We start from the raw sequence: 19,670 nt of genomic DNA on the forward strand, positions 1-19,670 counted from the left end.
CGAACTCCCCAGGCTCGTGGGATCGCTCCCACGGGTCACGCTAGGTTTCCGGCCGCGTCAGGGTCAACCTTTTCTGCGGATATCCGTCTTCCGTTAAGCCGCCTGTTTCTACCGAACACGTGTTCCACAGGGTGTGTACAACCCTGTGGACAACCGAACAGATCAGCGAGCCAGTGCCGAACGATGCCGCAGGGTCATCCCCGGCACCCGCAGCATGCCGAGCTTCTCGTAATACGGCTGGAGCTCCTCGTCACACAGCAGGTCGACGGAGTAGAACCGCTCGGAGCCCTCCAGGACGCGGCGCATCAACTCGGTGCCGATGCCCTGCCCCTGGTGGCCGGGCAGCACCTCCAGCCACGGGATGAACGCGGTCAGGACTCCGTCGCTGATCATGTTGACGAAGCCGACGACCTTGCCGCCCTCCAGGGCGACGATCGCACGGAAGCTGCCGCGCAGCACGGCCAGATGCTGCTCGGGCGAGGGCGCGGACGGCCAGCCGACGAAGAAGCCCTCCAGCATCGAAGGGTCGAGCGCCGCGAGGTCGTCGGTGTATTCGATCATCAGCGTGTGGGCTCTCAGGGTTTCAGTGCCGCCGCGAACACGGCGGTCAGGCGGTCGACGTCGGCGGGTGTCCCCTGCTCCGGACCGACCAGGCGGCGCAGCGTGCCGATGCCGAGGAAGATCGAGGTGACCAGGCGGGCCCGCGCCATGGACGCGGCGGGCTCGCCCGACTCGGCCAGCAACCTGGCCAGGGGCTCGATGATCACGTTGCGGAGCCGGTCGCGCACCACGTTCTGGATCTCGGGATGCCCGGCCGATCGCTCCAGGGAGCGCAGGATCGGGCTGTCGGGCTCGGCGTGCATGCGCTGGGCGGCGTACTCCGCCAGGCGCCTGGGCAGCCCTTCCGTGTCGCCGCCGAACACCTGACGGATGCTCGGCTCCCCCGCCAGCACCTCGGCGAACAGTTCGGCCTTGGAGCCGAAGTAGCGCGCCACGAGCGCGACGTTGGCATCCGCCTCCGCGGCGATCATGCGCACGGTGACGTGCTCATAGCCGTACTCGGCGAACAGGGACCGTGCCGCGTGGAACAACCGCTGCCGCGTCGCCTCGCGATCACGTGACTTCACCCCGGCATTCTATCGGGTTGTAAACGGGCGTATACTTAGCCAATCTAAGCTTTGGGACGGGATTGAGGCCTTCTTGGTGACCAGCACAACAACGACACAACCCCCGCAGTACACCCACCGGCAGATCCTGGAGATCCTCTCCGGGCTCATGCTCGCCATGCTGACCTCGATGATCTCCATGTCCGTGGTCGGCACCGCCCTGCCCACGATCGTGGGCGAGCTCGGCGGACAGGACCAGTACTCCTGGGTCGCCACCGCGAGCATGCTCACGATGACCGTCTCCACGCCGCTGTGGGGCAAGCTCTCCGACCTGTACGGGCGCAAGCGCCTCTTCCAGCTCTCCCTGGCGATCTTCGTGATCTCCTCGGTGGCCGCCGGGCTCTCCCAGGACATGGGGCAGCTGATCGCGGCGCGAGCCGTACAGGGCCTCGGAGTCGGCGGCCTGTCGGCGCTCTCGCAGGTCATCCTGGGCGACATCGTCTCCCCCCGCGAGCGTGGCCGGTACTCCGGCTACATGGGCGCCGTCTTCGGCATCTCCACGGTGGCGGGCCCGCTCATCGGCGGCTTCATCGTCGACGCCGACTGGCTCGGCTGGCGCTGGTGCTTCTACGTGTGCGTGCCGTTCGCGCTGGTGTCGTTCGTGGTGATCCAGAAGGTGCTGCGCATGCCGGTCGTCAAGCGCGAGGCCAGCATCGACATCTGGGGCGCGACCACCATCACCGCCGCCGCCAGCGGAGTGATGCTGCTGCTCTCGCTCGGCGGGCACGAGTTCGAGTGGAACTCCCCCTGGACCTACGTCCTCGGCGCGATCAGCGTCATCGCCCTGGTGCTGTCCGTGGTCGCCGAGCGCACGGCCAAGGAGCCGATCCTGCCGCCGCGGCTGTTCCGCAACCGGACCTTCGTGCTGAGCTCGCTGGCCTCGCTGTTCGTCGGTGTCGCCCTGTTCGGGGCGATGATCTACCTGCCGCAGTATCTGCAGATCGTCAAGGGCATGAGCCCGACGGCGTCCGGCCTGATGACGCTGCCGATGGTGGTCACCATGTTCATCTCCGGCGTCGTCTCCGGAAAGATCGTGACCTCGACCGGCAAGTGGAAGATCTTCCCGGTCATCGGCCTCGCGCTCGTGTCGGTCGCGCTGTACCTGCTCTCGCTCCTGCAGGTCGACTCGTCGGCCTGGCTGATCGGCTTCGACATGGCGGTGCTCGGCATCGGGCTGGGCCTGTCGATGCAGATGCTCATCCTCGCCGCCCAGAACGGCTCCGAGCTGCGCGACCTCGCGGCCACGACCTCGGGGGTTTCGTTCTTCCGCTCGCTCGGCGGCGCGGTGGGCGTGGCGGCATTCGGGGCGATCCTCACCAACCGGCTCAAGGAGGAGCTCGCCTCGCGCCTGCCCGCGGGGGCCGGAGGCGGTACCGCGCAGCTCGGCAGCCCGGAGGCGATCCAGCACCTGCCGGGGCCGATCAAGCAGGCGATCCTGGAGTCGTTCACGCAGGCGCTGGAGACGGTCTTCCTCGTCGGCGTCCCTATCGCGGTGCTCGGCCTGCTCGCGGTGCTCTTCCTCAAGGAGCTCCCCCTGCGCGGCCGCTCCTAGCCACCCCTGTCCCCTGGGTCTCTCCTTCCGGCGTCGGCGGGCCTCCTCGCAGGCTCCCGGCGTCGGCGGGTCTTCTTTCGTACGGCACGCATGGGTCACCCCCACCCGCCGACGCCCCTGAACGTCCGTGCCCCACGGCAAACAGTCGGACGTGGCCGCGCGCCGTGACGTGACGGCGACAGGGTGCTAACACAGCGAGCACGAAGCGTCGCATATGGTGTTCAGATGAAGCGCCCAGCTGCCCTGATGGCCCTGATCCTTGCGGCGGTCGCAGCCTGCAGCGCCGAGGAGCCGGTGGCATCGCCCACCCAGGCGCCCACCCAGGCGGCCACCACCGCGCCACCGCCGAGCCCAGCCCAGAGCGAGACCCCCACCGGCCCACCCGCCTTCACCTCGAAGGTGAGCGCGGTCAAGCGCGACGACGTGCCGTACTCCTGGCGCCCCGGCTGCCCGGTGCCGCTGAGCGGCCTGCGCCTGGTCACGCTCACCTACTGGGGTTTCGACGACAAGGCCCACACGGGCGAGCTGGTCGTCAACAAGAGCGTCACCGACGACATCGTCACCGTGTTCAAGCAGTTGTACGGCTGGAAGTGGCCGATCGAGCGCATGGAGCTGGTCGATGTCTTCAAGGGCGACGACTTCGACTCGATCGACGCCAACAACACCTCGGCGTTCAACTGCCGGGCGGCGACCGGTTCGAGCAACTGGTCGAAGCACGCCTACGGGCTGGCCATCGACATCAACCCGCAGCAGAACCCGTATGTCACGGCCGGCGGATCGGTGGCCCACGACAACGCGGAGGAGTTCAAGACCCGGCCGCTCGACGAGCCCGGCGTGATCAACGGCCGGGACCGGGTGGTCAGGGCGTTCGAGAAGGTCGGCTGGGAGTGGGGCGGCTACTGGTCGGGCACCAAGGACTACCAGCACTTCAGCAAGGGCGGCGGCTGAGCCGTACCCAGGGTCCCCGTCAGTCCTGCTGCTTCCTGCGCGCGATCATGATCGACAGCGAGCCGAGGGCGGCGCCGATCGCCATGCCGATGCCGATCCCGAGCGCCAGGTTGTCGAAGACGAGCCCGAGCGCCACCCCGATCGCGACGCCGCTGCCGATCATGGCGGGGAAGGCGGCGACGGTGGGGTTGGGCTGGGCGGGGTCGTTCTGGGTCATGGAGAGATCTTCGCAATCTTGAGCCCCCGCCCCCAGTCGTCCCAATCATCGGCTGGAGATGACAACTGTCATCAAAAGCTTGCCCATCTGCTCAGAAGGCTCGCGTCATGGTCACGAGGGTGAAGCCTCATGACAGAACAGAACCTTTCCAGTCTCAGCACAGCCGCGGCGCGGAATCTCGCCACCACCACCAAGTCGGTCCCGCAGATGCAGGGCATCTCCTCGCGCTGGCTGCTGAAGGCCCTGCCGTGGGTGGAGGTGTCGGGCGGCACCTACCGGGTCAACCGGCGGCTCAGCTACACGGTGGGTAACGGCCGCATCGAGTGCGTGAAGTCGGGCGCGACCGTGCGGGTGATCCCGCAGGAGCTCGGCGAGCTGCCGATCCTGCGCGGGTACGCGGACGAGGAGGTGCTCGCGGCGCTGGCCGACCGGATGCGCCAGGTGGAGTACGGCCCCGGCGACATGATCGTCCAGCCGGAGCAGGAGGTCGACCGCTTCTTCATCCTCGCCCACGGCAAGATCGACCGGCAGGGCACCGGGAAGTACGGGGACCCGGTCTCGCTGGGCATCCTGTCGGACGGCGCCTACTTCGGCGAGCAGGCGCTGCTCGACGAGCACGGGGTGTGGGAGTTCGGCTTCCAGGCCGTCACTCCCTGCGTGCTGCTCTCGCTCTGCCGTCGCGACTTCGCCCTGATCGCGAGCGCCGCCGACGGGCTGCAGCGGCATCTGCGTTCCTTCCTCGACGCCGACGCCCCGGTGACCGACGCCTCCGGTGAGGCGGCGATCGAGATGGCGTCGGGCCACATCGGCGAGCCGGTGCTGCCGAGCACGTATGTCGCCTACGAGACGAGCCCGCGTGAGTACGAGCTGTCGGTCGCCCAGACCGTGCTCCGGGTGCACACCCGCGTCGCCGACCTCTACAACGAGCCGATGAACCAGGTCGAGCAGCAGCTGCGCCTGACCGTCGAGGCGCTGCGCGAGCGCCAGGAGCACGAGATCATCAACAACCGCGACTTCGGCCTGCTGCACAACGCGGAGTACGGCCAGCGCATCTCGACCCGCACGGGTCCGCCCACTCCCGACGACATGGACGACCTGCTGGCGGTGGTGTGGAAGGAGCCGAGCGTCTTCCTGGCCCACCCGCACACGATCGCCGCGTTCGGTCGCGAGTGCAACAAGGCCGGGCTCTACCCGTCGACCGTGGAGCTGCTCGGCCGCGAGGTGCCCGCGTGGCGGGGTGTCCCGATCCTGACCTGCAACAAGATCCCGATCAGCGAGGCCGGCATGTCGTCGCTCATCCTGATGCGTACCGGCGAGGCCGTCCAGGGTGTGGTGGGCCTGCACCAGACGGGGCTGCCGGATGAGTACGAGCCTGGGCTCAACGTGCGCTTCATGGGCATCAACGAGCAGGCGATCATGTCCTACCTGGTCAGCGCCTACTACAGCGCGGCCGTGCTGGTGCCCGACGCGCTGGGCGTGCTGGAGAACGTCGAGCTGGGCCACTGACGGTGCGCCCCTTCGAGCTGCCGGACTTCTACCGGCCGTGGCCGCCCCGGGTCAATCCGCACGTCGAGGCGGCCCGGGCGCACGCCAGGACGTGGGCCGCCGAGCTCGGGCTGATCGACGCGGCGGTCTGGGACGCGGCCACGATGGACTCCATCGACCTGGCGCTGTTCGCCGCCTACTGCTTCCCCGACGCCGACCAGGGGTCGCTGGAGCTGATCACCGACTGGTACGTGTGGGGGTTCTTCTTCGACGACTGGTTCCTGGAGCACTACAAGCAGCACGGGGACGTCGAAGGGGCGCAGGCGTGGATCGCGAAGGCCCGGGCGTTCATGCCCCTCGACCTCGGCCGTGCCGTACCGGAGCCGGAGGACCCGGTTCAGGCGGCGCTGGCGGACCTGTGGGCGCGCACGGCGCCGGGGACCGGCGACGACTGGCGCCGCCGGTTCGCCGACGAGACCTTCGCCCAGCTCGGCGACGCCTTCTGGGAGCTGGAGAACCTCAGGGCCGGGCGGGTGCCGAACCCGATCGACTACCTGGAGCGCAAGCGCGGCCTGAGCGCGGGCCGCTGGGTGTCGACACTGGTGGAGCAGGTCGACAGGCTGCACCTGGCGCCGGAGACGGTGTCGTCGCGGCCGTTTCGGGTGCTGCGCGACACCTTCACGGACGCGCAGGTGCTGCTCAACGACGTCTTCTCCTACCAGCGTGAGGTCGAGGAGGAGGGCGAGGTCCACAACTTCGTGCTGGTGCTCCAGGACTTCCTCGGGCTCACGCCCCAGGAGGCGGCCGACACCGCCAACGACCTGCTGACCTCGCGCCTGCTGCAGTTCGAGAGCACGCTGCTCACCGAGGTGCCCGAGCTGGCCGAGCGGGAGCAGGTGGCCAGGCTGGCGTGCCGGTTGCAGGACATCAACGCGGGCTCGCACGAGTGGCACCTGCGGTCGAGCCGGTACATGAACGAGGGCACCCGCGGCGCCGACCCGTACGTGCCGATCTGGCGGTATCCGACCGGGCTCGGCACGTCGGCCGCCCGCCTGTGGGCAGGCCACCGCCCGCTCGACCACCGCCCGCTCGACCACCGTCCGCTCGACCACCGCCCGCCGGAGGTCACCTTCCAGGCCAGGACCAGCCCGCACGCCTCTGCCGCCCGCAACGCGGCGGCAGCCTGGGCGAGACAGGTCGGCCTGCCGCCCAACCCCGACGCCGTCCAGCGCACGGCGTCGTGCCTCCCGGACGCCCCGCGTGAACGCCTGGAGCTGGTCGCCCAGTGGCAGGTCCTGCTGGCCGAGCTAAACACCCACCTGAACGGCTACAAGTCACGGCATGACCTGACCGGCGGCCGGCTCTTCCTGGAAAGGCTCCCCCGCTTCCTCGATCCTGACCCGCCCGCGCCGGTCAACCCCTTCGAGCGTGCCCTGGCCGACCTGTGGCCGCGCACCGCCTTCGCAGCGCGCGACCACGTGGCCGGCCATTTCGCCGACCTGGTCGCCGCCCGAGGGTGGGAGCTGGCCAACAGCGTCAGGCAGCGGGTGCCCGACGCGGTCGACTACCTGGTCGTACGGCGGGGCGAGGGCACCGGGATGCTCCTGGACCTGCTGCAGTACGGCATGGCGCTGCCCCAGGACGAGCGTCCCGGCGGCGACCTGGCCGACTGTTTCGCCGACGCGGTCACCTCCCAGCGTGACCTGGCCGCCTTCCATCGGGCCGACCACAACAACGGCGTGCTGGCCGTACAACGCCTGCTGGAGTGCGAACCGACCGGCGCGGCGGCCATCGTGGGCGACCTGCGAGCGGCCCGCCTGGCGCAGTTCGACCGCCTGGCGCCCGGGTCGCCCCGCTACGCAACGGCCATGCTGGCCTGGCTGGCCGGGGAGCAGAGCTGGAGCCGGGCGCCCCGCCTCCCGGCAGGACCGACCGGGCTGGGCACGAGAGGGGTGAAGGCATGGCTCTGAGCACGACGGCCGCGCGCAACCTGGCCACCACGACGAAGACCCCGCCCGTCAACGCGTCGGCCACACCCGGCTGGCTGCTGCGGATCATGTCGTGGGCCGAGGTACCCGGCGGCGTCTACCGCCGCACCAGCACGGTCCGCCGCACGATCGCCCGCCACGGCAGCAGCCAGCCGGGCGTGATCGTGGCGGCGGGCCACCACGGCGAGCCCGCCCTGCCGGGGATGTACGTCGAGTACGGCTCACCTCCGCGCGAGTACGAGCTGTCGGTCGCCCAGACCGTGATGCGCGTCCACAACCGCGTCGACGACCTCTACAGCGACCCGATGGACCAGTACGAGCAGCAGCTCAGGCTCACCGAGGAGGCGCTGAGGGAGCGGCGCGAGCACGAGCTGATCAACAACCCGGCGTTCGGCCTGCTCCACGCTCCCCCGCCCCGCCACCGGGTGACCGCCAGGACGGGCCCGCCCACGCCCAGCGACCTGGACGCGCTGATCTGCAAGCAGACCCGCCCGCGTTACCTGCTCGCCCACCCGCGGGCGATCGCCGCGTTCGCCCGCCAGTGCAACCGCCACGGGATCGTTCCCGGCACCGCCGAGCTCGACGGCCGGCGGCTGCTGAGCTGGCGCGGGCTGCCGCTGCTGCCCTGCGACAAGCTCCCCGTCGCCGCCGACCTGACCACGTCGATCCTGGTCGTCCGGCCGGGCGAGAAGCGTCAGGGCATCGTGGGGTTGCGTCCCGAGGGCGGGCTGAAGATCCACAAGCTGGGCACGGACGACCGAGCGGTAACCGGCTACCTGGTCAGCGACTATTTCTCGCTGGCCGTACTGATCCCGAACGCCGTCTGCGCTCTGGACGGGGTTCAGCTCTAGCCTGGTGACCATGGCAGCGAGTGACGGTGACGGCTGGGCCACGTGCGCGCAGGGGCACACCCACTGGGGGGTGCACGGCGCCTCGGGACTGCTCGTCGTCCACCACGACGCCGCCGGCGTGCCGTACATCCTGATGCAGAAGCGGGCCCTGTGGAGCCACCACGGCGGGACCTGGGGATTGCCCGGCGGGGCCCGCGACAGCCACGAGGACCCCATCGCCACGGCGATGCGCGAGGCGCGGGAGGAGGCGGCGCTCGACAAGCATGACCTGCGGGTCAGCGGCGTCTACCTCGACGACCACGGCGGGTGGACCTTCGACACGGTGATCGCCGAGTCGGGCGGGCTCATCGACGCCCGCCCGGCCAACGCCGAGAGCACGGCACTGCGTTGGGTGCCGCTGGGCGAGGTGACGGGCAAGCGGCTGCATCCCGGCTTCGCGCACACGTGGGTGACGATCCAGGACGTGCTGGCGCCGCAGACACTGGTCCTCGACGTGGCCAACATCGTCGGGGCGCGGGCCGAGCACGGGTGGTGGAGGGACCGGGCGGGTGCGGCCTCGCGGCTGCTCACCGAGGTCGCCGCCGCCCGGCTGCGGCACCCGGTGCTCGATCAGTGGTTCCCGCGGATCGTGGCGGTCGTGGAGGGAGCGGCTCGCGGGGTGGAGCCGGTGCCGGGCGTGGAGGTCGTCGCCGCTCAGGCGAGCGGCGACGACACGATCGTCGACGTGGTGCGAGGCGTGCCCGGATGGCAGGGGGTCACGGTCGTGACTGCGGATCGCGGGCTGCGCGACAGGGTGTCGGACAGGGCTCGGACCGAAGGGCCGAAATGGCTGATCAACCAGCTCTGACCAGGGCTTCCGCCGCCGCCGACTCGATCTCGGCCGCCTGACCGACCAGCGCGGCGATCTCCTCCGGCGGCTTCCCGGCGAGCGCCGCCGAGGCGACCGCCGACCACACGTCACCCGCCTCCCGATACAACCAGGCGTCGGCTCCCACCTCGTCGAGGAAGTCGGCGTACAGCGGCCGCGTCGCCCCTGGTGTGGTGTACTCCAGCTCCAGGCACGCGTGCAGGCGCCGCAGCGGCACGGCGAGATCGTCCCACCGCCTGCCCCACGACGGCAGCTGGGCGGCGAGCTTGCGCATGCCGGAGAGCCCGAAGTTGACGTCGAAGTTGTTGCCCATCACCGGGCCGGTGAGCTTGGCCGCCGTGCCGGCGACGGCCTCGGCGACCAGCGGCTCGCCGGAAGCCTCGCCGGTGACGGTGATGAGCTGGTGCCTGTCCTTCTTCACGCCCGACCAGGCGGCCATGAAGTCCTGCAACGGGAGCTCGTGGACCGTGTCGTCGTCCACGGTGACCACGTCGCCCGAGATGCCCGTCACGGCGACGTCGACCGGATCCGGGAACGGCATCGAAGGCCGCCAGGGCAGCTCGTAGCGCCCCACCCTGCACAACGCCCCGCCGTACTCATCGACGGCCGCCCGCAGGTTGCGCTCGGCCACCCGCGGCGACCCCGTGCGCTTCGTCTCGTACGGCACGCGCAGGCGGGTGAGCGCGAGCGGGATCATCGGCTCCGGATGGGCCTGGCAGACGATGGTCAGCATGGGGGCGTGGCCGGAGTACTCGAACACGAAGTACATGAACCCGATGCCGCCGCCGAGCCCGAGCAGCAACGCCTCGGAAGGGCCGCCGCCGAGGAAACGCCGCAGCAGGGCGGACTCGTGGTGGTGCCGCGCCGGCCCGGCGGCGTCGCCGTCGACGTGGCGGGCGGCCACGGTCCAGTTCTCACCGGTTCGCGCCATGCGGGCCCGGATCGCGCGCGTGCGGGCTCGGTGCCTGGCGTTGTCAGTCATCATGAGGTCCTCCAGCGGAGTCCCACGTTCTCCGCGAGGTCATGGTGACAGGCTCGCACAGGGTCCACACGCTGCGTCAGGGACGGCTTGTCCTCGGTCGCCTGATCGGGTGACGACGTGGGCGCCGGTGATCAGGCTCGGAGTCGGGCAGGCGTGTACGGCCGACCCCGACGGTACCCGCCGACGCGGATCGCGGCAACGACCAGCCACCCGAGGTCGGCCGCGAGCGCGATCCGCTCGGTCACCCCCAGGAGCGGCGGCAGCGACCGGGTGGCCATCGCGTCGACGAGGGTGACCAGGAAGAGCACCAATCCGACCACGACGGCGACGGTCATGCCCGAGAGCACGGGATCACGCGGCAGAGCCCGGGTGACCACGATGGCGGCGATCATGAGGGCGAGAAGCGCCACCCACGCGGCCAGGCCGTGCACGGTCTCCGAGAGCGAAGGGTTGTCCCACCGGCCAGGAGGGTCAGCGGGGAAGATCGCCGCCACGAGGATGCCCGCCGACCAGAGGGCGAGCAGGCCGGTGCCCAGCCGGCCGAGGCCGGCGCGGGCGACCATGGCGGTGAGGGCCGCCGATCCCAGCGCGATGGCCGCCAGCCCGACGGTGACCAGCCAGCCGGCGTCGGTGTTGACGAAACGGCTGACCGTCTCCTCGACGGGGCTCATGCCGGTGTTGACGATGTCGGAGAGGGCGAAGGCCAGGGCTCCGACGACAGAACCTGTGATCACTGCTTGCTTCATGCGGTGGACGGTAGGGAGCAGGTCAGGCCTGGCGCGTCATACCGGGGGAGGCAGCCGCCTACTCCGCAAGTTGTGAGGAACCGCCTCCTCCGCGGGAAAGGCCGCCGACAGCCCCGTGATCTCCAGGATGCGCCGCAGCACCCCGTGCACCCCGTCGAGCCGCATCGCCCCGCCCTGCTGGCGGATCTGCTGCTGCGTCTGCAGCAGCAGCCACAACCCGCTCGAGTCGCAGAACGCCAGCTCGGTCGTGTCGATGACCAGAGACGTGCAGCCGTCCGTGATGAGATCCCTGAGCGGCCGCTGGAGCTGGGGCACGGTCGTCTTGTCCAGGTCGCCCATGATGCGCACCAGCGCGGCCGATCCCGACCTCTCCACCTCGACCACGAGCTCGACCAACGGGAGTGCCTCCTGGCCTGGAACCTGGCCCTGACGCTACACCTCAGCAGCGCGACGCGTCAGGGGCCGCTATCGTGGTTTCCGCAACCTCTGGAGGGTTCGCATAGTGGACTAGTGCAGCCGCCTTGAAAGCGGCCAGGTCAGCGATGGCCTCAAGGGTTCGAATCCCTTACCCTCCGCTCGCCCCGGCGAAGCCGTCCCCGACATAGGCCGCCAGTTGCAGGTAGGCCTCACGGGTTTGCTCCTGCAACCTGTCCAGGTCGATCTCCGCGCCTTCCTCCAGGTGGGGGTCGTACGGCACGCGCACGACGGCCCGGCACCTGGCGGCGAAGTGCGCCTCCAGCTTCTTGATGTCGACCGCCGACTTCGAGCGCGGCCGCACGCTGCACAGCACCACCGTGGCCTCACGCACGAGGTCGCCGTAGTGGTGCGCCTCCAGCCAGTCGAGCGTCGCCGAGGCGGCGCGGGCGCCGTCGACCGACGCGGAGCTGACGAGCACGATCTGGTCGGCCAGGCCGAGCACGCCGCCCATCGCCGAGTGCAGCAGCCCGGTGCCGCAGTCGGTGATGCAGATGGAGTAGAAGTTCTCCAGCACCTGCGCCACGGACTGGTAGTCGGCGCCGCTGAACGCCTCGGAGATCGACGGGTCGCGGTCGGAGGCGAGCACCTCCAGCCGCGAGGGCGCCTGGGTGGTGAAGGCCCGGATGTCGACGTAGCGCTTGACCTGCTCACGCTCGTTGAGCAGGTCGCGCACGGTCGCCGACGTCTCCAGCTCGACCTTGTCCGAGAGCGTTCCACGATCGGGGTTGGCGTCGACCGCGATCACGCGGTCGCCGCGCACCTGGGCGAGCGTCGCGCCGAGCCCGACGGTGGTCGTGGTCTTGCCGACGCCGCCCTTGAGCGACAGGACGGCCACACGGTGGTGGCCGGTGGCGACCGGGGTACGGGCGCGCCCCAGGAGCTCCCGGCGCCGCCGTACCTCCGGAGACTCACCCGGACGGATCCAGCCGCCCGACGCCTTGTAGACCAGGCGCCGCCAGCCGCCCGCGGGAGCGTTCCTACGGCCCGCACCGCGCAGCAGCGTCTCGGGGTCGAGGCTGTCGGCGGTCGGACCGCCGGGCGTGGCCTGCGGGATGGGGATGTGCCTGCGGCGCCGCGGTTCGCGCGGTTCGGCGACGAAGGCCTCCTCGAAGGCGGGCTTCTGCCGCTCGAAAGCCGAAGGCTGGGGCTGCTCGAACGGGTGAGGCTGCTCGAACGGAGACGGCTGGTCGAGCGTCGACGGGCGCTGCAGGCCAGGATCCGTCGCCGACTCCAGCGCCTCGTCGAACGCCCGCGCCTTGCCGAACACCGGCGCGACCGGCTCGCCCTCCGGCTCCTCGGCGGCCGGCTTCTCGTCGAAGGCGGACCTGCGCGGCTCCTCGAAGCTCGTCTGCGGCCACTCGGGCGACTTCGGCCAGGTCGTGCCCGCCGTGCCCCCCTGTTCCTTCTTCTGCCCGGCGTCGAACAGGCCGCGGGACGACTCCAGCGAGGTGTCGGTGTCGTCGGGACGCGGCAGCGGCTTCAGCGGCGCCAGGAAGCTGTCCTCGGCGGGCTTGGCCTGGTCCAGCCACTCGTTGGCGGTCGCCTCCTCGGCGGGCGCCTCTTCGGGCGTCGCCGGGCTGTACACGCTGTCGACGGCCGCGCGGAACAGCGGCGGCGTCGACGTCTCCCCCCATGGATCCTTCGGGTACGGCGAAAGGGAGCCGTCGTCCGCCATCGTCACCGCGCTCACCGCGATGGGCGTGGAGTCCTCGGCCTCCTTGATGGCATCGAGCCATGCCAGCTGTTCTTCTAGAGATTCTTCACGATCGTGTCTTGCCACCGTGTTCCCCCTCGGGACGGGTGCAAAGGGGTAGCAAATACATTGCAGATTAACGCCCCGTGTTCCCATGAATGCGGTCAACCCACAAGTTAGCGTGGTTGGCATGAGAGCAATAGTGATCACCGAGGCCGGCGGGCCAGAGGTGCTGGAGTGGCAAGAGGTGCCCGAACCCACGGTCCGACCTGGGGAAGTACTCATCGAGGTGACCGCGTCGGCGGTGAACAGGGCCGACGTCATGCAGCGCCAGGGTTTCTACAATCCGCCCCCGGGAGACTCCCCCTACCCGGGTCTCGAATGCTCCGGAGTGATCATTCAGGGCGGTTACGGATTCGAACCCGGTGATCAGGTGTGCGCCTTGCTCGGCGGGGGCGGATATGCCGAGCGGGTCGCCGTTCCGTGGGAGCAGGTGATGCCGATCCCGGAGAACATTTCCATAACGGATGCCGCGGGGCTGCCCGAGGTGGTGTGCACCGTGTGGTCGAACGTCTTCATGCTCGCCCGCCTTCGCCGCGGCGAGACGCTGCTCGTGCACGGCGGCGCCAGCGGCATCGGCACGATGGCCGTCCAGCTCGCCAAGGCCCACGGCGCGCACGTGGTCGCCACCGTCGGCTCGCACCTCAAGGGCGCGGCCGTCTGCGCGCTCGGCGCCGACGAGGTGGTCAACTACCGCGAGGAGGACTTCTCCGAGAAGGTCCGGGCGGACGTGATCCTCGACATCATGGGCGCCAAGTACCTGGCGGGCAACGTCCGCGCCCTCAAGACCGGCGGCCGCCTGGTCGTCATCGGCCTCCAGGGCGGCATCAAGGCGGAGCTCGACCTGCTCACCCTGCTCAACAAGCGCGCCGCCGTCCACGGCACCACCCTGCGCTCCCGCCCGGCCGACGAGAAGGGCGCCGTCTGCCGCGGCGTCGTCGAGAACGTCTGGCCCCTGCTGTCGGCGGGAGCCGTCCGGCCGGTGGTGCACACGACGCTGCCGATGGCGCAGGCCGCCGAAGCACACCGCCTGCTCGATTCCGGGGAACACGTCGGCAAGATCCTGCTATTGGCATCCTCCCCGGCATGATCACCGAGGATCCTCCGCGTCGCCGTGGAGGGCTTACTGCTTCCGCCTACGACACACCTGCGTCGTAGCTTTCGGGCGCAGCCGAGGTCGGGGGCTCCGCTCCCGGTCTTACGTGCCCTCCACAGTCGTTTCGCCGTGTCCGGCCAGCCCGCGGCCACGGTCATGCCGATCATGCGCTGCCCCTCGAGCAGAACATTGATCGCGGCGGCGATGTCGCGATCATGATGTTCCCCGCACGAGGGGCAGTCCCACTCCCTCATCTCCAGCGAAGACTTGCCGATCCGCCAGCCGCAACAGGGGCACAGCTGGGATGACGGATATGACCTTCCGACGACGACGAGCCGGCGGCCCCACTTCTTGGCTTTGTAGGTCAGCAGGGAGCGAAACACTCCCCACCCTGCGTCGTGAACGGATTTCGCCAGTCGCCCGCGTGCCAGGCCCCGCACGGCCAGGTCCTCGATGCATACCGTTTGGTTCTCACGGACGATCGAGGTAGTGATCTGATGCAGGAAGTCGTGACGGGCATCGCGCACCTTGGCGTGCTGGCGTGCGAGTTCGGCGCGAGCGCGCTCCCGGTTCTTCGAACCCTTCTGCTTGCGGGCCAATGATCGCTGGAGTCGTGCGATCCTTTTCTCCCTGCGACGCAGCCACCTGGGGTTGGAGATCTTCCGCCCCGTCGACAGGACCGCGTAATGAGTCAACCCTAGATCGATCCCTATCGCGGGCTCGAGTTCGGGCGATGCCTGGGCTTCGCCGCCGACCTCGACGACGAAGGACGCGAAGTATCTTCCGGCCGCGTCCTTGATCACCGTGACGCTGGACGGTGACGTCGGCAGCTCACGCGACCAACGAACCTCCACCACCCCGATCTTCGCCAGAGACAACCCACCATCCCTGGTCACCTTGAACGCATGGCCCACGAACCGGGCCGCCTGCCGGCGGTCATGACGGGACTTGAACGCCGGCGGCCCAACGGGAACGCCCTCACGCTCGCCAGAAAGCGAGCCGAAGAAGTTTCGATACGCCGCGTTCAGATCTCGCACTGACTGTTGCAGCACCACCGCCGACACCTCGGCCAGCCATGATCGCTCTGGCGTCTTCTTCGCTGCGGTCAGGATGAGGCGCTGGATCTCGGCGTCTCCGACGAACGGCAGCCCTGCCCGGCGGGCAGCCTTTCGAGCCGCCAGCGCGTCGTTCCACACGACCCGTGCGCATCCGAATGTCCGCGCCAACCGTCCGCGTTGTTCTGCGTCGGGGTACAGGCGGTAGTTGTAGCGCAGCTTCACCCCCACCTCCACATTCGAACACACTATCAAGTTACCCCCGGCGATTTTTCGAACACCGTGGAGATCTTTGCGTCTCCAATCAACGTCTGCTTGACAGAGCCGTGAACTGCGGATCTTCGGTAACGTGAAACCTATGAACGCTGAGGACAACAACACCCCCCACATCGTGGTGGTTGGGCCTGACTTCAAGAGTGGCGAGGAAGAAGGCGAGGAGCGTTCGATCACCAACCTGGTCGAGCAGCCCGCCAAGGTGATGCGCATCGGCAGCATGATCCGTCAGCTGCTCGAAGAGGTGCGCGCCGCTCCCCTCGACGAGGCCAGCCGCAAGCGCCTGAAGGAGATCCACGAGAGCTCCATCAAGGAGCTCGAGGACGGTCTGGCGCCCGAGCTGGTCGAGGAGCTGGAGCGGCTGTCGCTGCCGTTCACCGACGACAACGGCGCCCCGCCGAGCGAGTCCGAGCTGCGCATCGCCCATGCCCAGCTGGTGGGCTGGCTCGAAGGGCTCTTCCACGGCATCCAGACGACGCTGTTCGCGCAGCAGATGGCGGCGCGGGCCCAGCTGGAGCAGATGCGGCGGGCTCTGCCCGGCGGCATCCAGCAGCAGGCGCCCGAGGGCCGTGGCTCCGGGCCCTACCTGTAGAGCTCCTCGAGCACCTGGGCGACTCCGTCGTCGTTGTTGGCCGCGGTCACGTGTTCGACCGCGGCCAAGACCCTGGGGTGGGCGTTGGCCACGGCGTACGACGTGCCGGCCCAGCCCAGCATGGGCAGGTCGTTCGGCATGTCTCCGAACGCCACCACCTGCGCCGGCTTGATCTCGTGGCGTTCGGCCAGGGTCGCCAGCGCCGTGGCCTTGGTGACGCCTCGTGCGCTCATCTCGATCAGCGCGCGCCCGCTGGAGTGGGTCGCGGTCACCAGATGGCCCACGAGCTCGTCCACGGCCGTCTGGAGCGTGTCGGGCTCCATCCGCTGGTGCAGGGCGAGCAGTTTGAAGCAGGGCCTGGCCGTCAGGGTCGAGGTGCCCACGCGCAGTCCGGCGACCGCCTTGCGGTCCCAGCCGCCGAGCTGAAATTCGGACTCGTGCGCAAATCCCCCTTCATACTCAACCGAAAAGGCCAGATCCGGAACGTTCGCTCGAAGCTGATCGACGACTTCGGCGACCACCTCGGCGTCGATCAGGTGAGATTCCACTATCCGCTCGGTGTGCAGGTCGTAGACGAGAGCGCCATTGGCGCAGATGGCCAGACCACGGTGCCGTACGGCTCCCGCCACCGTGCTCATCCACCGAGGTGGACGGCCTGTCACGAACACCAGCATGGCCCCTGCCTCCTCCACGCGGGCGAAGGCGGCGGCGGTGCGCGGCGAGATGGTCCCGTCGGTCCGCAGGGCGGTTCCGTCGAGGTCGGTGGCGACGAGGCGTGGTGGTTCCATGACGCTTCCAGTTTGCACTGTGATGTGCCCCGCCAGAAATCTTCCTGGGGACAGGAACACCAGCGAGCCTGAATGGTGTTAGATGTGGAGACGTTGTATTAGCTGATCCCGAAGTGAAAACCAGCATGACTTTGTCTGAGCCACCCGGGGTGTTTGCTGTACGACACACTGGGAGCCGCGAGGTGCGGCTTCTTTTGGATTCACCATCCTGAGGAGAGCTTCATGGCTCAGGGAACCGTCAAGTGGTTCAACGCTGAAAAGGGCTACGGCTTCATCGCCCCGGACGGCGGTGCGCCGGACGTGTTCGTTCACTTCTCCGAGATCCAGGGCAACGGCTACCGTTCCCTTGAGGACGGCCAGCGCGTGGAGTTCGAGGTGACGCAGGGTCAGAAGGGCCCGCAGGCCTCGGCAGTCCGCGCCATCTGACCTCAGATCGGCCGAGACAGAGGCGAGACTCACCCCCGGTGGGTCTCGCCTTCGTCGTGTCCGGGGTCGTCTCAACCCGGTCACAATCACGACATCTCACGAACTCCGCCTCCGACGGGGCCCGTCTACTCGGGCATGAGAGCCGGATTATGGGTCGTCATCGCCCTGCTCACCCTCGCCGCCTGCAGCCCCGTGCCCATCGACCGCGTTGACGTGGTGGAGCGCAGGGATGACGCGCTGTTCGCGTACTCCAACCTGGCCTCCTGGATCTCCCGCGACTACGGCCGCACCTGGACCTACTGGTCCGGCGAGCCCGCCAAGAACCCTCAGACGAGCGCCTGCCACTCCCAGTCGTGCTACCGCATCGGCCCCGGGCCCCTGTCGGTCGAGGAGTCGACGGACGGCGGCGTCAGGTGGCGGGAGGCCTGGTCGGTCTCCGAGGGCCGGGTGGAGCTCCTGAGCCGCGCGCTCGACGGTCCGCCCAGGTCGCACACCCTGGCCGTCCTCGGCCGCCCTGGGGGCTCCCACGTGGTCGTGGTGGCCAATTCCTACGACGGGGTCGCCGTGCGCGACGAGAGCGGCGTCTGGAGGCGCTACGGCGTCAACGGAGGGGAGCTCTCCCTGGCCGCCGCCGTGCCGCTCGGCCATTCCAGCCAGGACCACATCGTGCCCGAGACCGTTGTCGCCGTCCTGGCGGGCCTGTGGACGCTGCTGGCGGGCTTCTTCCTGGCGGTGGCCCCAGGACACGGCAACAGGCGTTCCCTGGCCGTCCTGCTGGCCGTGGGGACGGCCACCACCCTCGTCACGGCCGCGGGCTTCCTCGACGCCTACGGCCTGGTGGTGCTCGGCGGGGTCGCCACCGTGAGCCTGCTGATCGGCTCGGCCGCCGTCGCGGTGTCATCGCGCGTCGGCAGCCAGGCCCTCTCGCTCGTGGCCGGCGCGGGGATCGTCGTCACCCTCGCCGTGCTCCTGCCCTTCCGGCTGTGGACCGGTGGCTGGCCGGATCAGTACGGCACGGCGCTGCTGGCCGCGGCCGGGGGCGGGCTCGCCCTGGGCTCCGTCGCCCTCATGGGCGTGCGGCGTCACGCCCGCCATGCCGTACTGAAGTGATCCGTCGGGGCTACTTCGCCGGCTCCAGAACGTCGAGGCCGACGAACGGCCGCAGCGCCTGCGGGACGACGACGGAGCCGTCGGCCTGCTGGTGGTTCTCGAGGATCGCCACGATCCACCGCGTGGTCGCCAGGGTGCCGTTGAGCGTGGCCGCGGACTGGGTCTTGCCGTCCTTGTCGCGGAAGCGCACCCCGAGCCTGCGCGCCTGGAACTCGGTGCAGTTGGAGGTCGAGGTGAGCTCGCGGTAGCGGCCCTGGGTCGGGATCCACCCCTCGCAGTCGAACTTGCGCGCGGCCGACATGCCCAGGTCGCCGGCGGCCGTGTCGATGATGCGGTAGGGCACCTCGATCTTGGCGAGCATGTCCTTCTCCCACTGCAGGAGCCGCTGGTGCTCCTCCGAGGCGTTCTCGGGACGGCAGTAGGAGAACATCTCGACCTTGTCGAACTGGTGGACGCGGATGATGCCCCTGGTGTCCTTGCCGTAGGAGCCCGCCTCGCGGCGGAAGCACGACGACCAGCCCGCGTAGCGCAGCGGCAGGTCGCCCTCGGGCAGGATCTCGTGGGCGTGGTAGCCCGCGAGCGAGACCTCGGAGGTGCCGACCAGGTAGAGGTCGTCTTCCGGCAGGCGGTAGATCTCCTTGTCGTGGGCGACGTGGAAGCCGGTGCCCGCCATGGTCTCCGGCTTGACCAGCACCGGAGTGATCATGGGCACGAACCCGGCCTCGATCGCCTGCTGCATGGCCATGTTGAGCAGGCCGAGCTGCAGGCGGGCGCCGACGCCCTTGAGGAAGAAGAACCGCGAGCCCGACACCTTGGCGCCGCGCTCCATGTCGATCGCGCCGAGCAGCTCGCCGAGCTCCAGGTGGTCTCGGGGCTCGAAGTCGAACTCGCGCGGCGTGCCGACGGTCTCGAGCACGGTGTAGTCGTCTTCGCCGCCGTGGGGCGCGGCCGGGTCGACGATGTTGGGGATGCTCCCCAGGAGCTCGTCGAGCTCGCCGCCCAGCCGTTCGGCCTCGGCCTCGGCGGTCTTGACCTGCGCGGCGAGGTCCTTGGCGCGCCCGAGCAGAGCGGCCTTCTCCTCCCCGGAAGCCTTGGAGACCGACTTGCCCATGGACTTCTGCTCGGCGCGCAGCGTCTCGAAGGAGGTCAGCGCGGAGCGACGGCGCTCGTCCAGCTCGAGCAGCGAGTCGACGACCGAGTCGCTCTCGCCGCGGGCCCGCTGCGATGCACGCAGCCTGTCGGGATCCTCACGAAGGGTACGCAGGTCAATCACGACACTAAGGCTACAGAGGTACGG

The 19,670-nt window shown here is 69.4% G+C and carries 19 protein-coding genes, 1 tRNA gene and 1 pseudogene; 11 read left to right on the forward strand and 10 right to left on the reverse strand.

Translation table 11 applies throughout. The annotated features are described in order from the left end of the window. Positions 1-162 precede the first annotated feature (162 nt). Both HNR30_RS14800 and HNR30_RS14805 read right to left on the reverse strand, forming a co-directional pair. A complete protein-coding gene (locus HNR30_RS14800; protein WP_181610422.1) occupies positions 163-561 on the reverse strand; it encodes a GNAT family N-acetyltransferase in 399 nt (132 codons plus the stop codon). Between the two features lie 14 nt (positions 562-575). Beyond that, positions 576-1,127, reverse strand: coding sequence for a TetR/AcrR family transcriptional regulator (locus tag HNR30_RS14805; protein ID WP_312894415.1), 552 nt, complete (start codon positions 1,125-1,127; stop codon positions 576-578). 76 nt (positions 1,128-1,203) lie between these two features. On the opposite strand from HNR30_RS14805, the gene HNR30_RS14810 reads away from it, so the two are divergent. After that, positions 1,204-2,718 (forward strand): MDR family MFS transporter, encoded by a 1,515-nt coding sequence (locus HNR30_RS14810; RefSeq protein WP_312894416.1) that lies wholly within the window; start codon positions 1,204-1,206, stop codon positions 2,716-2,718. 225 nt (positions 2,719-2,943) lie between these two features. After that, positions 2,944-3,666 carry a M15 family metallopeptidase gene (locus HNR30_RS14815; RefSeq protein WP_246378582.1) on the forward strand — a complete coding sequence of 241 codons (723 nt, stop codon included), beginning with the start codon at positions 2,944-2,946 and terminating at the stop codon, positions 3,664-3,666. Between the two features lie 19 nt (positions 3,667-3,685). Here HNR30_RS14815 and HNR30_RS14820 read toward each other — a convergent pair whose 3' ends face one another. Continuing rightward, positions 3,686-3,883, reverse strand: a complete 198-nt coding sequence (locus HNR30_RS14820) for a glycine zipper domain-containing protein (protein WP_181610424.1) — start codon at positions 3,881-3,883, stop codon at positions 3,686-3,688. Positions 3,884-4,012: 129 nt separating this feature from the next. Between HNR30_RS14820 and HNR30_RS14825 the strand changes: the two genes are divergently transcribed. Genes HNR30_RS14825 through HNR30_RS14840 form a run of 4 tightly spaced genes read left to right on the forward strand, consistent with a single transcriptional unit; the run spans position 4,013 to position 9,054 of the window. Further along, complete coding sequence (locus HNR30_RS14825) at positions 4,013-5,389, forward strand: family 2B encapsulin nanocompartment shell protein (RefSeq protein ID WP_181610425.1); 1,377 nt, start codon at positions 4,013-4,015, stop codon at positions 5,387-5,389. A gap of 2 nt (positions 5,390-5,391) precedes the next feature. Then, positions 5,392-7,338 (forward strand): terpene synthase family protein, encoded by a 1,947-nt coding sequence (locus HNR30_RS14830; RefSeq protein WP_181610426.1) that lies wholly within the window; start codon positions 5,392-5,394, stop codon positions 7,336-7,338. After that, positions 7,329-8,207, forward strand: a complete 879-nt coding sequence (locus HNR30_RS14835) for a hypothetical protein (RefSeq protein ID WP_181610427.1) — start codon at positions 7,329-7,331, stop codon at positions 8,205-8,207. Before HNR30_RS14830 ends, HNR30_RS14835 begins: the two co-directional genes overlap by 10 nt. Before the next feature lie 10 nt (positions 8,208-8,217). Further along, entirely contained in the window at positions 8,218-9,054 is an 837-nt protein-coding gene (locus HNR30_RS14840; RefSeq protein ID WP_181610428.1) for an NUDIX hydrolase, read from the forward strand. Here the strand turns inward: HNR30_RS14840 and HNR30_RS14845 are convergent. The 3 genes from HNR30_RS14845 to HNR30_RS14855 form a co-directional block, all read right to left on the reverse strand. After that, positions 9,041-10,060: a BtrH N-terminal domain-containing protein gene (locus HNR30_RS14845; protein WP_181610429.1), complete on the reverse strand. Its 1,020-nt coding sequence runs from the start codon at positions 10,058-10,060 to the stop codon at positions 9,041-9,043. The two genes, HNR30_RS14840 and HNR30_RS14845, sit on opposite strands and share 14 nt — an antisense overlap. A gap of 128 nt (positions 10,061-10,188) precedes the next feature. Further along, complete coding sequence (locus HNR30_RS14850) at positions 10,189-10,803, reverse strand: DUF998 domain-containing protein (RefSeq protein WP_181610430.1); 615 nt, start codon at positions 10,801-10,803, stop codon at positions 10,189-10,191. A gap of 36 nt (positions 10,804-10,839) precedes the next feature. Next, entirely contained in the window at positions 10,840-11,199 is a 360-nt protein-coding gene (locus HNR30_RS14855; RefSeq protein ID WP_181610431.1) for an STAS domain-containing protein, read from the reverse strand. A gap of 92 nt (positions 11,200-11,291) precedes the next feature. On the opposite strand from HNR30_RS14855, the gene HNR30_RS14860 reads away from it, so the two are divergent. Further along, positions 11,292-11,378 (forward strand) — tRNA-Ser (locus HNR30_RS14860). On the opposite strand, the gene HNR30_RS14865 is transcribed toward HNR30_RS14860, so the two are convergent. Beyond that, positions 11,369-13,060, reverse strand: coding sequence for a MinD/ParA family ATP-binding protein (locus HNR30_RS14865; RefSeq protein WP_312894417.1), 1,692 nt, complete (start codon positions 13,058-13,060; stop codon positions 11,369-11,371). The two genes, HNR30_RS14860 and HNR30_RS14865, sit on opposite strands and share 10 nt — an antisense overlap. Before the next feature lie 103 nt (positions 13,061-13,163). Here HNR30_RS14865 and HNR30_RS14870 point away from each other — a divergent pair, with 103 nt between their 5' ends. Then, positions 13,164-14,123, forward strand: coding sequence for an NAD(P)H-quinone oxidoreductase (locus HNR30_RS14870; protein ID WP_181610432.1), 960 nt, complete (start codon positions 13,164-13,166; stop codon positions 14,121-14,123). A gap of 248 nt (positions 14,124-14,371) precedes the next feature. Here the strand turns inward: HNR30_RS14870 and HNR30_RS14875 are convergent. After that, positions 14,372-15,574, reverse strand: a pseudogene (locus HNR30_RS14875) (RNA-guided endonuclease InsQ/TnpB family protein); the annotation flags it as partial. Here HNR30_RS14875 and HNR30_RS14880 point away from each other — a divergent pair. Continuing rightward, the gene (locus tag HNR30_RS14880) at positions 15,543-16,049 is read left to right on the forward strand and encodes a bacterial proteasome activator family protein (RefSeq protein WP_181610433.1); all 507 of its coding nucleotides are present in this window, start codon (positions 15,543-15,545) and stop codon (positions 16,047-16,049) included. The pseudogene HNR30_RS14875 and the gene HNR30_RS14880 overlap by 32 nt on opposite strands. On the opposite strand, the gene HNR30_RS14885 is transcribed toward HNR30_RS14880, so the two are convergent. Further along, complete coding sequence (locus HNR30_RS14885; RefSeq protein WP_181610434.1) at positions 16,040-16,837, reverse strand: HAD family hydrolase; 798 nt, start codon at positions 16,835-16,837, stop codon at positions 16,040-16,042. The genes HNR30_RS14880 and HNR30_RS14885 overlap by 10 nt on opposite strands. Positions 16,838-17,059: 222 nt before the next feature. Here HNR30_RS14885 and HNR30_RS14890 point away from each other — a divergent pair, with 222 nt between their 5' ends. Further along, the gene (locus HNR30_RS14890; RefSeq protein WP_181610435.1) at positions 17,060-17,263 is read left to right on the forward strand and encodes a cold-shock protein; all 204 of its coding nucleotides are present in this window, start codon (positions 17,060-17,062) and stop codon (positions 17,261-17,263) included. A gap of 135 nt (positions 17,264-17,398) precedes the next feature. Next, a complete protein-coding gene (locus HNR30_RS14895) occupies positions 17,399-18,373 on the forward strand; it encodes a hypothetical protein (protein ID WP_181610436.1) in 975 nt (324 codons plus the stop codon). Positions 18,374-18,383: 10 nt separating this feature from the next. On the opposite strand, the gene serS is transcribed toward HNR30_RS14895, so the two are convergent. After that, positions 18,384-19,646, reverse strand: coding sequence for a serine--tRNA ligase (gene serS / locus HNR30_RS14900; RefSeq protein ID WP_181610437.1), 1,263 nt, complete (start codon positions 19,644-19,646; stop codon positions 18,384-18,386). Positions 19,647-19,670: the final 24 nt, after the last annotated feature.

The organism is Nonomuraea soli (genome assembly GCF_013761175.1).
Classification (GTDB): Bacteria; Actinomycetota; Actinomycetes; order Streptosporangiales; family Streptosporangiaceae; genus Nonomuraea; species Nonomuraea soli.